Origin of the sequence: Trichocoleus sp. FACHB-6, assembly GCF_014695815.1 — a bacterium.
Classification (GTDB): Bacteria; Cyanobacteriota; Cyanobacteriia; order Cyanobacteriales; family FACHB-T130; genus Funiculus; species Funiculus sociatus.
Map to the genome: position 1 here is coordinate 14,149 of NZ_JACJOY010000085.1, position 15,552 is coordinate 29,700.

Consider the following 15,552-nt stretch of genomic DNA (forward strand, 5'->3'; position numbering starts at 1 on the left):
AGCGTACTCATAGAAGAGAAGCGAGGAAATATCTATAACTTAATGATGGATGCTGCCATCAGGCATGATAGCTCCGCTGAGGTTGGCTCCTCTGAGATTGGTTTGAGATAAATTTGCGCCCTGTAAGTTGGCTCCAGTGAGGTTGGCTCCCCTCAAATCTGCCCAAACCAAATCTGCCTGACTCAGATTAGTACCGCTGAGGTTGGCTTCACGCAGGTTGACTCCGGGGAGATTGGCTTTACTTAGGTCTATCCCTGCCAGACAGACTTGAGGAGCAATTAACAACGCTCCTGCTGAGGCAGGTTCAAACCATTCAGGAAACTTAGTTTGTTCGTTGTAGAGAGCTTTTTGTAAGTTTGCTTTGAGTAAGTTTGCCTCCCGCAAGTCAGCCTCATAAAGGTGTGTTGAACTCAAGTTTGCCTCACAGAGGTTGGCTCCACTCATGTCGGCTCCCCGCAGGTCGGCTAAACTCAAATTGGCTCTACTCAGCTCAGCGCCAATTAAGTCAGCACCAATCAAGTCGGATAAACTCAGATTTGCTCCACGCAGGTTGGTGCCAATCAAGTCAGCTAAACTCAGATTAGCTGCAATTAAGTAGGCTCCAATCATCTCGGCTCCGCTCAAGTCGGCTCTACGCAAATCTGCCTCGCACAGGTCAGTCAATTCCATGCTGGCTCCTGCTAGAGTAGCTCGGCTGAGAATGGCTCGGCTAAAGGTTGCCTTCTTTAGGTTTGCCCCACTGAAATCCACCTGACTGAGATTTGCCCCGCTTAAGTCGGTATCAGACAGTTCGGCTAGACAAAAATCTCTTTCTCCAGCTGCGTATCTCCTGAATAGTTCATCCGCGTCCATCAATTAACCCCTTGGTTTCCTCCCTCATTCAGTAGATTAAGCTATCACAATAAAAAAAGCCCCCAGCTGGAGGCAAATTTTTTATTGTAGTGCTTCAAAAACACTTAAAGCAGATAGAGGATTGTGAACAGAACAATCCACACGATATCAACGAAGTGCCAGTAAATTTCTGCGGCTTCAACGCCAAAGTGGTGTTCATTGCTGTAGTGGCCGGGTTTGAGACTGCGCCACAACACAGCACCAATTGCCCCAAGTCCTAAGAATACGTGCAAACCGTGGAAGCCAGTCAAAACATAAAAGGTGCTGGCAAATAAATTAGTGCTAAGACCAAATTCTAAGTGGCTGTATTCGTAAAGCTGACCGCAAAGGAAAATTGCGCCCATGATGCCAGTTAAGGCAAACCATGTCCGCAAACCTTTTACGTCATTCTTTTTGATGGCGGTGTCAGCATTGTGGATCACAAAGCTGCTAGAAATCAGAATTATGGTGTTAATTCCAGGTAGCAATAGCTCTAGTTTTGGCGTTCCTTCGGGGGGCCAAGACGGTGCAACTGCTCGGAAGGCGAGATAAGCGATAAATAAGCCGAAAAAGATCATGCCTTCCGCTACCAGAAATACAATCAGCCCCTCGATGCGAAAATCGTGATGTTCTACGCCGTGGGCTTCCACTGCTGCTTCTGGCTCGTGGTGATAATTTAGGGCAGTTTTTGCTGGGTCAATTGTTGAACCTTGCATGAATCTCCTCTATAAAGAATTGGGAATTGGGGATTGGGAATTAGGAATTGGGAATTGGGAAAAAGTCTTACCTAGTCTCTAGTCCCTAGCCCCCAGTCCCTAATCCCTATTAACGATTGTGACTTTCTCCTTGACGGTCATCGGGATGAGCCGCAACAGCTGGATCTGGATCTGCACGTAAGGCGGAGTCAGGGCCAGCAGACAAGACTGGATTTCGAGGATCGTCGAGGGGGACATCTACCTTGGTGCGGCGATCTCCCATGCCGTAGTCATAAGGGCCAGTGGCTAACACTGGGTCTTTCTCAAAGTTTTCTACTGGCGGGGGCGAGGTCGTCATCCACTCTAGGGTTAGTCCGTCCCAAGGGTTGTCGGGTGCTTTGGGGCCAGCTATCCAACTCCAGCAGGCATTGACAATGAAGGGAATGGTGGAAACGGCGAGTATATACGCTCCAATGCTGCAAATTAGGTTGAGTGTGGCAAATTTGGGGTCATACTCGGCAATCCGCCGATTCATGCCTTCGATACCCAACTTGTGCATTGGTAGGAAAGCCAAGTTGAATCCAATAAACATCAGGACAAAGTGAACTTTGCCCCAAGCTTCGTTCAACATCCGCCCGGTCATCTTAGGGAACCAGTGGTAGAATCCGGCGTAGATGCCGAAAACGCTGCCACCAAAGAGGACGTAGTGCAGGTGAGCAACTACAAAGTAGGTGTCGTGAACGTGGATGTCGAAGGGTACAGCTGCCAACATAACGCCGCTGATGCCGCCGATAACGAACATGGAGATAAAGCCAAGAGCGAATAGCATGGCGCTGTTGAGGCGCAGTTTGCCGCCCCAAATTGTGGCTAACCAGCTAAAGACTTTAATACCAGTTGGTACGGCGATTACCATTGTGGTGATCATGAAGAACATCCGCAACCAGGCTGGGGTACCGCTGGTAAACATATGGTGCGCCCAGACGATTAGCCCCAAAAAGCTGATAGCTAGGCTGGAATATGCGATCGCCTTGTACCCAAAAATCGGTTTGCGAGCGTGTACTGGCAGGATTTCTGAGATCATCCCAAACATGGGGAGGATCATGATATAAACCGCCGGGTGGGAGTAAAACCAGAACATATGCTGGTACACGATGGGATCGCCACCACCCGTGGGGTTAAAGAAGCTAGTCCCGACCAGCAGGTCAAAGGCCAGGAGAATCAATGCCCCTGCTAATACCGGAGTGGAAATGACAGCTAAGCAGGAGGTGGCGAACATTGACCAACAGAATAAGGGCATTTGGTTCCACCCCATCCCTGGTGTCCGCATCTTCCAGATGGTGACGATAAAATTGATCCCTGCCAAGATGGAGGAAGTTCCCAGCAACAGGACGCTCATAATCCAAATCGCTTCCCCAGCTTTACCGCTGACGATGCTCAAAGGGGGGTATGAAGTCCAACCTGCGCCTGGTGCGCCGACGAAGAAACTGCTCATCAGCAGTATGCCAGCGGGAGGGATCATCCAGAAAGCGATCGCATTCAGTCTGGGAAACGCCATATCCCTTGCCCCAATTAGCAAAGGCACCAGATAATTCCCAAACCCACCAGTTCCCGCAGGTACGATCCACAGGAAGATCATCACCGTCGCGTGGACTGTAAATAAGCTGTTGTAAACATCCGGTGCAACAAAATCCGACGCTGGCGTTGCCAATTCTGTGCGGACTGCTGTTGCCAGTGCGCCACCGATCAGATAAAAAATAAACGTTGTAACCAGGTATTGAATCCCGATTACTTTGTGGTCGGTGCTAAAGCCAAAATATTCTCGCCAATGCGTTACCTTCGGTTCGTGACCGTGAGCAGGTATATTGGCACGTTCTTGAAGCTGTGCTTGTGTCATAACTAATCGCAGGATTGCTGATTGCTAATTGAAGGATTGCTAATTGGCTTTTTTTACCATTACCCATCCTGACCTTAGCGATTAATGGTTGTGGAGATGGTGTAGGCTTTCGGTTGTGACACCCATCTCACTCGCGTAGGGAGCCAAAAACTCAGCATTCGAGAGTTCTACGGGATTCACTGCAACAGACTGATTTAGAGCTTCGTTTCTAGCAACTTCTTGCTGTTCGCCCATCCATTTATCGTAATCTTCGCGTGTCTCGACAATTACTTTTGTCTTCATCACTCCATGATAGGCACCACAGAGTTCCGCACAGATTACTGGATATTCACCCACTTTATTAGGTGTGAACCGCAGTTCACTTTGCCGTCCTGGAACTGCATCCTGCTTCAACCGAAACTCAGGCACCCAAAAAGCGTGTATTACATCATTAGCTGAGATGTTTAGTTTCACTTCCCGCCCGATGGGAAGGTGTAATTCGCCTGTGGTAACGTTCGTGTCAGGGTAGCTAAAAAGCCAAGCAAATTGCAGGCCCGTAACATTGATTACGTATTCTGGAGCTTGACCTTCCTTATCAGGCGTAGGGCCGATTCGGGGAGAAGTTACGCCTAGTCCTTCAGAATCGCGTTTTTGGGGAAGTTCCTTGCGATTCAGGGCTGTGGCGGGATCGTCTAGGGCTTCTTCTTGTAGCTGTTGATTGCGATTTTCCGTATCTGTCAGGGTGGCAGCGATCGCGGCTCCTGGCATTCTGGCAAAATGTTTATCACTCTTGACATGGGCAACCGAGTGATCCATTGGGCTGATTCCGCCCATCTGGCTGTAAACCTCAAAACTGTAGATAGAGATTCCCAGAACAATTACCGCCGGGATCGCTGTCCACAAAATTTCTAAGGGGATGTTGCCATGCACTGGTGGCCCGTCTGTGTTGTCATCTGGGCGACGGCGAAATCTAATAACTGAAATGATGATTATCCCTTCAACTATCAGAAACAGCCCTGTCGAAATGGTCATCATGGCGTTAAACAGCTTGTCCACCAAGGGAGCTTCCTCGGAAGCTGCTATCGGCAGAAGACCATGATTTTGACCGTACCAGAGGCTGACAAGGGTGACAACAATGCCAACCAGTAAAGTTAGTATCTGACTTGGGATGTTCACGGTTATGTCTTCGATTCCTGCAAAACTGCTGAACAAAATAATCTGGGAATTCAAGCCACAGACAGGATTTATTAGTCAGTCGTCAGTTGTCTGGGAAGATGTGTCAAGTTGTCCAGTTGAAACCCCAGAAGGTTGTAACAACTTTCAAACGCCCACGGACAACGGATAAATAAGTAGCTCTATGTCGATCTTAGGAAATCCAAATCAGTTCAGCTTACTTACCACGGTAAGCCTAAGCGAGCTTGCTGGCCAGTAAACCTCCCCTATCTTTATAGATTTCTTTGGGATCGCGCTCTGTCGATGGGTAGGTGGTGCAGCGTCTATGGCGCTGAATTCCGATAATATTTAATTATTGTAACGATTAGTAAATAAAATGTAATCTAATATACCCAAGTCTCCCAATCGGAAGAAATTCCTAAAGCTTTAGCTGATGGTGCAGCAAGGTTATTAGAGTGGTAGCTAGAGTCGGTCATTTTTCCAGCTAGGATGCTAGCTTGGGGATGAGCGGATACTCAGGATTTGATTAAGCAAAATTTGCTTTGGGAAAACTATGACAGAATCCGTCCTTCATCAGGATGTTCGCACTCCGGAGGATTCCCAACCCAGGGACAAGATCCGTCGCCTGGTGTTTAGGATGGCGATCGCTACCTTAATTTTGATGGCAATTGGTAGTGCAACGCGAGTTATGAATGCTGGGCTTGCCTGCCCGGACTGGCCTCTGTGTTACGGTCAGCTAGTGCCATCTTCACAGATGAATCTCCAGGTATTTCTGGAGTGGTTTCACAGATTGGATGCGGCTGTAATTGGGTTAGGCGCGATCGCGCTGACTGCGGTTTCGTGGTGGAATCGTCGCTCTTTACCCACTTGGTTGCCTATTGCATCCACTTTTGCGCTTTTTTTGGTGATTTTCCAGGGTGTCTTGGGCGGACTGACAGTAACCCAACTCCTCCGTTTCGATATTGTCACCGCTCATCTGGGAACAGCTTTGTTGTTTTTCACAACTCTGCTGGTAATTGGTGCGGCACTCCTACCTTATCAAGGCACTGGCACCGCTAGTAAACTACCGTGGATCAGCTTAAGTGCTGCCATTTTTGTATATTTACAAAGTTTACTCGGTGGATTAGTTGGTTCTCAGTGGGCGCTACATCAGTGTTTTGGAGCGCAAGAACTCTGCACGGTGATGAATAGTCACATTGCTGGGGTTATACCGCCAACCGTTGCCACAATAGCCGTAGTGGTTTTCGCATGGCGAACACCCGCACTGCATCCGCTACTGCGAAAGCTGGCTAACTTGGCGGGTGGTTTACTGGTGTTGCAAATTGCTCTCGGTGTGGCTACTTTCCGCTTACACCTGCAAGTAGAACCGCTGACAGTGGCTCACCAGGCAGTGGGAGCGGCTTTACTAGGTTCGATGGTTGTTTTTACCGTTTTGGCGTTGCGCGATCGCAATGCTTCTGTTGTTGTACCAGATCCGTCTCTATAACTCTTCATCAACTAGCACCCCTTCAGGGTGCTAGCTACACAAACTTTAGAGACGCTTCCAAATTGCTTCTGCCTTCTCCAGTTAGGTCACTCGATTTTGGATTTTAGATTGGCGATTTTGGATTGACTCCACAGTAGATACTGGGGATTTGGGATTTTAGATTTACGATTTTTGATTTGTTTCCTAGTTTCAACTAGGGCGGAGATCGGGTTTTGAACAATAAATCATCCAGACTCTAATCGAAAATCCAAAATCGGCTAGGTCAATTAGGAAAATAAATAATGCAAGAAATGATGGTTGGAGCCGATGTCTCCCGCAAACATCAAAACTTCCTACAAGTAATTCACAGCTACTACCAGCTAACAAAACCGCGAATTATCCCGCTACTGCTGATTACCACAGCGGCGGGTATGTGGATGGCATCAGATGGACGGGTAGATCCATTTTTGTTACTGGTGACACTGACAGGCGGAACCCTTGCTGCTGCATCTGCCCAGACTCTTAACTGCATTTACGACCGCGATATCGATTATGCAATGGAGCGCACCCGCCGCCGCCCGATTCCTTCTGGGCGAGTGCAGTCGAGCCATGCGCTACTGTTTGCGATTGTGCTGGGCTGTCTATCTTTCACCCTCCTAGCATTATGCGCTAACCTGCTGAGTGCGTTGTTGGCAATGTCCGGCATTGTCTTCTACATGCTCATCTACACTCATTTGCTGAAGCGCCACACTGCCCAAAATATTGTGATTGGCGGTGCAGCTGGAGCGATCCCCGCTTTAGTGGGTTGGGCAGCTGTTACTGGTTCTTTAAGCTGGCCAGCGTGGCTACTTTTTGCCATCGTATTTGTTTGGACGCCCCCCCATTTCTGGGCGTTGGCGTTGATGATTCGCGATGACTACGCCAAAGTCGGCATCCCGATGCTGCCAGTTGTTGCGGGGGAAGTTGCTACCACCCGGCAAATCTGGATTTACACCTTAATTATGGTGCCGATGACACTGTTGTTAGTTTATCCTTTGGGCGCTTCTGGTGTAGTTTATGGCATTATTGCTGCTATCTTGGGAAGCGTTTTTATCAAAAAAGCTTGGGCATTATTGCAGGAACCTGAGAATAAACAATTGGCGCGATCGCTGTTTAAATTCTCCATTCTCTACATGATGTTGTTATGTACTGGGATAGTAATAGACAGCTTGCCGAAGACTCATCAACTAACAGCATTCGTAGCTGAACATATACAGACGTTAATCAGCGCGATCGCATTTTAAAACGGCGATGTTTTTAATTGCGTCCAGACAAACAAAACCCGCCTTCGCGGGTTTTTTATTTATGAGCCATCGCCCTCTCTTCAGCAGCTCTCTACCAGTAATGTGTAAACTAGGAAACGTAAAGTAACCAGGGGTGCAAATTATTCCTACATCAGCACAGCTATTCACTTGCTTCATCCTGAGTTATTGGGCAACAAAAATGTATCTGCCGATTTATATAATTAGGATAGATGAACCCACAGGAGGAGTATTCTTTCTAGCTGGAGAAGAGACAGAAATCCTGATTAATCGCAATGGACTCTGGAAACTTTTATGATTAAACCAAATTTTGAGGCAATGAGCCGTAAAGAACTACTAGGCTACATACGAGAACATAGAGACGACGATGAAGCCTTCCGCATCTATATAGATAGGGTGACGGTTGAATCGACTACAGAGTGGTATCCGGCTCCCCAGTCAATAGATGACCTTAAGCATTTTCCTGAGTTGCTAGAAAAACATCGTCGAGAACGAAAAGAAAATCAGTAGTGCGATCGCGCTCTTCAGGGGGGGAATGCGATCGCTTTCTCTTCCCTCTGCGCCCTCTGCGCCTCAGTGGTTCGTTCATACTTCATTCCCTGGCAAATTTACTCAAATTCTCCTGTCGCCATTTTGCATCTAATTTGCGATTTGTTCGCAACTCCAACACCCGAATTCCCTTACTTGGCAGTGGGTTTAATCGCTGCTTCAAATACTCCCAAGAAGTAATCACTTCATGCTCCACATTGTATGTAGCACAAAGTTGAGTAAAATTGATATCTTGTGGCGTAGCAAAAAACTCTTCAAAAGGTGGTTCAAACTTAGAAATTGGCAACATTTCAAATATACCACCGCCATTATTATTAATTAAAATAATCGTCAAATGCCCGATAAACTTATTTCTCAGTAAAAAACCATTCGTATCGTGCAATAAAGCTAGATCGCCCGTCAACATCACACTACTTTGATTTTGATGTGCAATTCCCAAAGCAGTTGATAAAGTGCCATCAATACCATTTGCACCCCGATTAAAAAATGGTTGAATTCCAGAATTGTTTGGTTTCCAGAAAAACTCCGCATCTCTTACAGGCATACTGTTAGAAATAAATATGGGCGTTTTTGGTGGTAAAAACTGCGAGAGTAACCAAGCAGCTTTTCCTTCAAAAAGCGTTTCCATTGTTGCCATTGTTTTGTCAATTTTTTGCCTAACTTTGGCTTCAGCTTCACGCCACAGATGAAGATATTCGCTTGGGGGAGACGCGATAAGTTCCGTTTCTACAAGAGATTCTACAGATGTTCGTAAATGTGTTGTTTTGCCGTGGAGGGGATCTAAATTGTGATCGCTGGGGTCAATTATCCAGCGTTGTATTTGAGTATTGTCTAACCAGTTTCGCAATTCTTTACTGGTGGGTAATTCTCCTATTTGAATTACAATATTTGGTATTAGTTCTTTGGCTAATTGTTGATTTCGTAAGATTAAGTCATAGGTAGACATTAAATATGGATTGAGCTGGGCATAGTTTCTTAAGGGAGATAATGCTTCAGCCAGTACAGGAAATTTTAAACCTTGGGAGAGTTTGGAAATTGCATTACAATACTCTTTTGGAAATCTGGGTTGTGCAGTTCCAGCAATAATAATTCCTCGCTTACATTGCTGCCATTCTTGAATTGTCTTGTTGGATATTTCCCCAGTCTGCCTTAATAAGGAGGATACTCCGCCCGATGCAATTCCAGCAAAGAAATCTTCTGTCTGAAACTGCAATTTGAGGGTTTCGGTGTCAAGTTGGGGAATTGGAGCGAGGGGGTCGCGGAAGGGGATGTTAAGATGAACGCAGCCTGGGGTAGGAAATAGCGATCGCTCCCAAGCATAAATCATCGTTTGGCGCAGATAACCCAGCATCCCCATTTCCAGAGAAGGTAGCGCTAACTCCGCTTGCCAGTTGGGATAATTGCCATATAATTTTACCTGATCTATTGTCTGCCCAGAGTGGCAATCTCGCAGTTCTGGGGGACGATCTGCTGTTAAAACTACAAGCGGGATTCGGCTTTCCTTTGCTTCAATTACAGCGGGATAAAAATTAGCGCCAGCGGTTCCAGAAGTGCAAACTAAAGCTACAGGAATCCCAGTCCTTTTGGCAATTCCCAAGGCGAAAAATGCGGCAGAACGTTCATCTAAAATTGGAATTGCTTCTACTTCATTTTGTTGGGCAAAAGCAACGGTTAAGGGTGTGGAACGCGAACCAGGGCAAATAATAGCTGTAGTTAATCCTAGTCGTTTTAAGGTTTCGGTTAGGATTGAAGCCCAGACAGAATTGGTGTTATTAAAGTTAATTGACATTTCTAACTATCAAGCCTGAAACTCTTAGCTTATGGTAATAGTATGTTAGATGCAAAGAATTATTAGGAATTTTATGGTTCTTGAAGCCGTTCTGCTAAATGTGAAAGATGGATATGAAAGTGATTTTGAAATTGCTTTTTTAAAAGCATCAATAATTATCTCGTCTATGAACGGATATTTATCCCATGAACTCCATAGATGTATTGAAGTTAAAGGAAAATATTTATTACTGGTTAATTGGAAGACTTTAGAGGATCATACAATCGGATTTAGAGCTTCTACTGAATATCAGGAGTGGAAAAAACTTCTTCACCATTTTTACGATCCATTTCCAATTGTTGAACATTTTGAAAAAGTTGAACTTAAGCAATAACACGGAACTATAGCGTTTCTCAGTTGGGTGGAATATATTGCGGTTCTAACGTTTGGTAGGGGCATGGCATTGCCATGCCCCTAGATATATCGCACCCAATTGAGAATTGCTATAAAGCATCCTTATGGGAGACTAACTTGATTAAACTAAGGCTTTTAGAAGTGCCTGGAGTTTGAGTTGAATTTCTGCTAATTCTTTTTCAGGATCAGAACCAGCAACGATACCAGCCCCTGCGTATAGTCTAGCGCGACAACCATCTATTAATGCTGAACGAATTCCGACAATAAATTCGCTGTCACCTCTGCTATCTATCCAACCGAGGGGTGCGGCATATAATGATCTGTTGAAAGTTTCATAGTGGCGAATTTCTTCTTGGGCAATCTCTGTGGGCGCACCAGCAACTGCTGGGGTGGGATGCAGTTGGGCGACAATTTCTAAGGGATTAACGTCTGCTGGTAATTGCGCGTGGATTGGTGTCCATAAATGCTGGATATTTAGCAGTTGTAACAGCTTTGGTTGCGATAATATTTCAGGGTGCAAGCCAAGCTGAGATAAACGTTGGGTAATGAAATCAATCACAACCCGATGCTCTCGTCTTTCTTTTTCACTTGTTAGTAACTGATTCGCAAATTCGGCATCTTCCTCTGTGGTTTTACCTCGTGCTGCTGAACCAGCCAAAGCATCAGTTACTAATTTATGATTATGAATACTAATTAACCGTTCCGGGCTGGCACCGATAAAATTTTGTCCCTTGCCGTTACTGGTGGAAAAGATATAGCAGTCAGGATGGCGTATTCGTAAATGGTTAAGGGAAGGAATTAGCTGGAAAGGAATAGGGGAAATAACATCAAAGGCGTGAGCTAAAACAATTTTATCAATTTTCTTGGATTCGATTGATGATAATGCCTTTATAACAGATAATTTAAAGTGAGTGACATCTGTTACATTTTGTTTGATAAATTTGTTTCTACCGTCAATTGCTATATTTAGTAAATTAGCACTATTAAACCTTTCTACACCTGCCATTTTTATTGAATGAAAGGTACGCCATAAGCTGTCCGATAAATCTTGAAGATTTACTTCTGAATTTATGGCAATATTCGCAACTACTACTGAGATGTTTTTTCTAAAAGCGATTTGCCAACGAGGTAAAAATATCGTTGCAGATGGAAAAGGTGAATCAGGTTCTAAATTGTTATTATAAAAAGTGAAGCTACAGAAGAAATGAGGCCCAGAAAAAGGAAGATTGATAGCGCCGATGCTGGTGGTATTAGCAAGGCAAGATTGAATAAACTGTTGGGATTGGTAAAATCTATCTGGACTTTCTAATTTCAGCGATGTTACGCTGTCAATAGCAGCGATCGCTTCCCCTTGTCCTGGCTTTTCAAAGTAAAAGTGTAGTTGCCCTGGTAAACCTATTGCCTGAAGTACAGCCAGCGGATCGACGGCTGGAATTTCTTGAGAAATACTCAGGATTTTTGTTTGTTTCTTTGGCAGAGAGGTCTGCTTAAATTTTAACAGAAATTGGTATAGTTCTTTACAGTCTTGAAAGAGGTTAGAACGAAGTGGTGTTAATGTCATGCAAATCAGGGTAAAAAATTTTTCTGAAGTTTGTTTTCAAATCTGATTAACAATTTCTCAATCGTGCTATAGCTAGATGTATGTCAGTTCCGGTCTGGGTAAGCCTGCTAGCGCAAGCCTTTGACTCCTCGGATTACCGCCTGCCTTAGGGTATTGTAACCAAAATTTCTCCTACCGGAGACTGGGATGCTTCTTTTAGGGTACTGCGAAAAAGGCGCTTTCTGGAGAGAGTGAGAAATATACTTTCACCGTACCGCGCCCAAACTTCCTTAAAGCCGGGATGAGTAAACTGCTAGTAATTTAATCAAGCTACTACTGATGACTACAAGTTTCATAGAACAGCCAAATAGTAAGTTGTGGATGGCGGCAATTAAGCCACCCATGTACAGCGTTGCCATTATTCCAGTTTGGGTGGGGACAGCTGTTGCTTTTGCTGAAACTAAAATGTTTCATGTAGGAATATTTTCTACGTTTTTAATATCAGCAATTTCACTTATTGCCTGGATGAATTGCAGTAATGATGTGTTTGATTCGGAGACGGGTATTGATATAAACAAAGCCCACTCACTGGTAAATTTGACAGGTAACAAATCCTTGATTTTTTGGATTTCAAATCTGTTTTTAGGGTTGGGTATACTAGGAACCCTAGCGATCGCATTATGGCAACAAGACCTCACAGTAATCGGGTTGATACTCCTGGGTTGTGGATTGGCATACACCTATCAAGGGCCTCCCTTTCGCTTAGGCTACCAGGGTTTGGGGGAAATTATCTGCTTTATTTGCTTTGGCCCTCTGGTAGTCTCGGCAGTTTATTATAGTCAAGCAGGTGCTTGGTCAATGACCAGCCTCGCTGCATCTATCATTGTAGGGATTGCCACAAGTTTAATTTTGTTTTGCTCCCATTTCCACCAGGCAGTTGACGATTTGGCAGCCGGAAAGCGATCGCCTATCGTCCGACTTGGAACCAAAGCAGGAGCGCAGCTATTACCTTGGTTTTGCGGTAGCATTTATGCCCTGACAGGCATATTTGTAGTCTTGCAGATTTTCCCCGTTTGGACGTTGCTGGTGTTAGTGACTTTGCCCCTTGCCTGGAAATTATGCACTCACGTCCACCAGAATCACGATCAGCCAGAGAAAGTTAGCAACTGCAAATTCATCGCAGTAACCCTGCATTTTTGGAGTGGGTTACTGTTGGGATTAGGGTTTGTACTGCCATTTTAGCTGATGCCATATCGATTCGAGTTTCGTCCTTATCAGCGGCAATTTGCGCGATCGCTTTCCACTAATCATGGCACTTGGAACATCCGCGAAGGCATCATCATTCGCCTCACCGATAAAAATGGGCAAGTCGGTTGGGGTGAAGTTGCCCCTTTGCCCTGGTTTGGTTCCGAAACTCTAGAACAAGCCTTAGATTTCTGTCGCCAAGTGGGAGAGAAAATTACCGCCGAGGCGATTTTCAACCTCCCTGCTGAACTCCCCGCCTGTCAATTTGGCTTCGAGTCCGCTTGGGAAGATACACATTTTTTGGATAAAGCACTAACCCCCCAACCCTCCTTCCCTTCAAGGGAAGGGGGGGAATTGAAAGCCCCTCTGCTTGTAGGAAAGGGGTTGGGGGAGATGTTCTATAGTGGCTTATTACCAGCTGGAGAAGCTGCCTTACATCAATGGCAGACACTCTGGAACCAAGGATATCGCACCTTCAAATGGAAAATCGGTGTCGCCTCAATTGAAGAAGAACTAAATATTTTTCACCAGCTAATTCAAGCATTACCGCAAGAGGCAAAATTGCGATTAGATGCCAATGGCGGACTTAGCTGGAATGAAGCAAACGAATGGTTGAAAGAATGCGCTTGTGTTGAGATTATCGAATTTCTGGAACAACCGCTAAGAGTTGGCGAAGAAACTGCTATGGGGGAATTACGCGATCGCTATTCTATCCCCATTGCCTTAGATGAATCAATTGCCACACTCAAGCAAATACAAGCTTCCTACCGCAACAGTTGGCGAGGAATATTTGTAATTAAACCCTCAATAGTTGGTTCCCCCAGTCGTTTGCGACAATTTTGCCAACAACATCACATCGACGCAGTTTTTTCCTCAGTCTTTGAAACCGCCATTGGAAGACAAGCCGCACTCAAACTAGCAGCTGAATTATCCTCTCCACATCGTACAGTTGGTTTTGGCATCAACCACTGGTTTAACGAAGATGAAGAAACCACCTTTGAAGACTTATGGAAACGCCTTTAGAATATCTCAAAAAACGTACTGGCGATGATTGGCTAATTGGTGAAGACAGTCGCCAATTTACCAGCCTAGCCGAAAAGTTATTTCTTCAATTAATCCAAGAAAATCAGCCAAAAATATTACTATCAGAACCAGAACCGATAAAATTTATCGCCAGCTTCATCGCCGCCGTAGCCGCAGGTTGTCCAGTTTTTCTCTGTAATCCCAACTGGGTAAAACAGGAATGGCAACAAGTTCTAGATTTAGTCCAACCAGACATAATTTTAGGTCAAGAGATAACAACCAACAGACAACAAAGATATTCCCCAATCCCCTACCCCCAATCCCCAATTCCCAATTCCATCATGATTCCCACAGGTGGTTCATCAGGCAAGATTAGATTTGCAATTCACACCTGGGAAACATTAATGAACTCCGTACAAGGTTTTAGAAAATATTTTCAATTAACTCAAGTCAATTCTTTCTGCGTACTGCCGCTGTATCATGTTAGCGGATTAATGCAATTTATGCGCTCCTTTACCTCTGGAGGAAAATTCCTAATTAAACCATTTAAAGCATTAGAAGCAGGAGAAAAATGTAACATTGAAGCATCCGAATTTTTTATATCTTTAGTACCAACCCAGCTACAACGTCTCCTACAGAATCCAGAATTAGCCGCCTGGTTATCCCATTTTCAGACAGTCCTATTGGGAGGCGCACCCGCTTGGCGGGAACTTCTGGAACAGGCGAGACACCAAAACATTCGGCTAGCACCCACCTATGGCATGACAGAAACCGCCTCACAGATTGCCACTCTCAAACCAGAAGAATTCCTCAAAGGTAACAACAGCTCTGGTCAAATTTTACCTCATGCCAAAGTAACAATTCGCAGCCCCAATAACGAAATATTAGACATCAATAATACAGGAATTATTACCATCCAGACTAATTCATTAGCACTTGGTTACTATCCAGAAACATTCCCAAATAACCACCAATTCCAAGTCGATGACATAGGCTTCATTGATAAACAAGGTGACATAAACATCATCGGACGTAACAGCAATAAAATCATCACAGGTGGCGAAAACGTGTTTCCCTCCGAGATAGAAGCCGCAATTAGAGCCACAGGGTTAGTTGCCGATATTTGCATCATTGGCTTACCAGATTCCCATTGGGGAGAAATCGTAACAGCAATTTACATCCCCAGTGATCCCGAAATTTATACTAACACCTTGCAAACCGCAATCGAGAATAAACTTAGTAAATTTAAACGTCCCAAACAGTGGATTCCAGTAAAAACCTTACCACGCAATTCTCAAGGCAAAATAAACCTTGAACAACTACAAAAAATAGCTATAACAAACACACCAGCCTAAATCCCATCCCTCTGCGTCCTCTGCGCCTCAGGAGTTCTTTCCTCCTGCTCCCCCCACCAGGGTAAGAGCATCTTAATCAGGCTTGACACAAGGAATCAGAAGAATCTAAGGTAGGGTCAAGAAAACAAGAACTGAGAACTTGAATCATATAATCATCATCCATAGCGTCTCGTTTACTCTTTTGCCTGAGACTACGTTTGTAAGTCTGTTCTCGGTTAAGAGCATTGAGAGCAATGCGCCGTAGAAGAGCAAAATTCTGAGGACTGTGGAAAGAACGAATA

Annotated in this window: 14 protein-coding genes and 1 pseudogene; 8 read left to right on the plus strand and 7 right to left on the minus strand. The window is 44.9% G+C overall.

All coding sequences use genetic code 11. The features are described 5' to 3' along the window. Positions 1 to 39: 39 nt before the first annotated feature. From H6F66_RS16240 to H6F66_RS16255, 4 genes are all read right to left on the minus strand, one after another. Positions 40 to 852, minus strand: coding sequence for a pentapeptide repeat-containing protein (locus tag H6F66_RS16240; RefSeq protein WP_190423156.1), 813 nt, complete (start codon positions 850 to 852; stop codon positions 40 to 42). A gap of 104 nt (positions 853 to 956) precedes the next feature. After that, a complete protein-coding gene (locus H6F66_RS16245; protein ID WP_190423158.1) occupies positions 957 to 1,586 on the minus strand; it encodes a heme-copper oxidase subunit III in 630 nt (209 codons plus the stop codon). 109 nt (positions 1,587 to 1,695) lie between these two features. Next, entirely contained in the window at positions 1,696 to 3,459 is a 1,764-nt protein-coding gene (ctaD, locus tag H6F66_RS16250) for a cytochrome c oxidase subunit I (protein WP_190423160.1), read from the minus strand. 81 nt (positions 3,460 to 3,540) lie between these two features. Beyond that, positions 3,541 to 4,614, minus strand: coding sequence for a cytochrome c oxidase subunit II (locus H6F66_RS16255; RefSeq protein ID WP_190423162.1), 1,074 nt, complete (start codon positions 4,612 to 4,614; stop codon positions 3,541 to 3,543). Positions 4,615 to 4,618: 4 nt separating this feature from the next. Between H6F66_RS16255 and H6F66_RS16260 the strand changes: the two genes are divergently transcribed. The 4 genes from H6F66_RS16260 (at position 4,619) to H6F66_RS16275 (ending at position 7,887) form a co-directional block, all read left to right on the plus strand. Continuing rightward, positions 4,619 to 4,783 carry a hypothetical protein gene (locus H6F66_RS16260; protein WP_190423164.1) on the plus strand — a complete coding sequence of 55 codons (165 nt, stop codon included), beginning with the start codon at positions 4,619 to 4,621 and terminating at the stop codon, positions 4,781 to 4,783. A gap of 381 nt (positions 4,784 to 5,164) precedes the next feature. Next, on the plus strand, positions 5,165 to 6,097 hold the full coding sequence (locus H6F66_RS16265) for a heme A synthase (protein WP_190423166.1): 933 nt from the start codon (positions 5,165 to 5,167) through the stop codon (positions 6,095 to 6,097). A 293-nt stretch (positions 6,098 to 6,390) separates the two neighbouring features. Next, positions 6,391 to 7,359, plus strand: a complete 969-nt coding sequence (locus H6F66_RS16270) for a heme o synthase (RefSeq protein ID WP_190423182.1) — start codon at positions 6,391 to 6,393, stop codon at positions 7,357 to 7,359. Positions 7,360 to 7,671: 312 nt separating this feature from the next. Continuing rightward, positions 7,672 to 7,887 (plus strand): hypothetical protein, encoded by a 216-nt coding sequence (locus H6F66_RS16275; RefSeq protein ID WP_190423168.1) that lies wholly within the window; start codon positions 7,672 to 7,674, stop codon positions 7,885 to 7,887. A gap of 82 nt (positions 7,888 to 7,969) precedes the next feature. Here the strand turns inward: H6F66_RS16275 and menD are convergent, their stop codons facing one another. Continuing rightward, complete coding sequence (gene menD / locus H6F66_RS16280) at positions 7,970 to 9,715, minus strand: 2-succinyl-5-enolpyruvyl-6-hydroxy-3-cyclohexene-1-carboxylic-acid synthase (RefSeq protein ID WP_190423170.1); 1,746 nt, start codon at positions 9,713 to 9,715, stop codon at positions 7,970 to 7,972. Between the two features lie 73 nt (positions 9,716 to 9,788). Here menD and H6F66_RS16285 point away from each other — a divergent pair, with 73 nt between their 5' ends. After that, entirely contained in the window at positions 9,789 to 10,088 is a 300-nt protein-coding gene (locus H6F66_RS16285; RefSeq protein ID WP_190423172.1) for an antibiotic biosynthesis monooxygenase, read from the plus strand. A 141-nt stretch (positions 10,089 to 10,229) separates the two neighbouring features. Here the strand turns inward: H6F66_RS16285 and H6F66_RS16290 are convergent, their stop codons facing one another. Then, positions 10,230 to 11,669 (minus strand): isochorismate synthase, encoded by a 1,440-nt coding sequence (locus H6F66_RS16290; protein ID WP_190423174.1) that lies wholly within the window; start codon positions 11,667 to 11,669, stop codon positions 10,230 to 10,232. 318 nt (positions 11,670 to 11,987) lie between these two features. Here H6F66_RS16290 and menA point away from each other — a divergent pair, with 318 nt between their 5' ends. From menA to H6F66_RS16305, 3 genes are read left to right on the plus strand one after another with little or no spacing between them, the layout of a single operon-like run. Then, positions 11,988 to 12,890 (plus strand): 2-carboxy-1,4-naphthoquinone phytyltransferase, encoded by a 903-nt coding sequence (menA, locus tag H6F66_RS16295; RefSeq protein ID WP_190423176.1) that lies wholly within the window; start codon positions 11,988 to 11,990, stop codon positions 12,888 to 12,890. 3 nt (positions 12,891 to 12,893) lie between these two features. Further along, positions 12,894 to 13,916 carry an o-succinylbenzoate synthase gene (locus tag H6F66_RS16300; protein WP_190423178.1) on the plus strand — a complete coding sequence of 341 codons (1,023 nt, stop codon included), beginning with the start codon at positions 12,894 to 12,896 and terminating at the stop codon, positions 13,914 to 13,916. After that, positions 13,901 to 15,271, plus strand: a complete 1,371-nt coding sequence (locus H6F66_RS16305) for a 2-succinylbenzoate--CoA ligase (RefSeq protein ID WP_190423180.1) — start codon at positions 13,901 to 13,903, stop codon at positions 15,269 to 15,271. The genes H6F66_RS16300 and H6F66_RS16305 overlap by 16 nt, the downstream gene beginning before the upstream one ends. 76 nt (positions 15,272 to 15,347) lie before the next feature. Here the strand turns inward: H6F66_RS16305 and H6F66_RS28025 are convergent. Further along, a pseudogene (locus H6F66_RS28025) lies at positions 15,348 to 15,552 on the minus strand (ISAs1 family transposase); the annotation flags it as partial.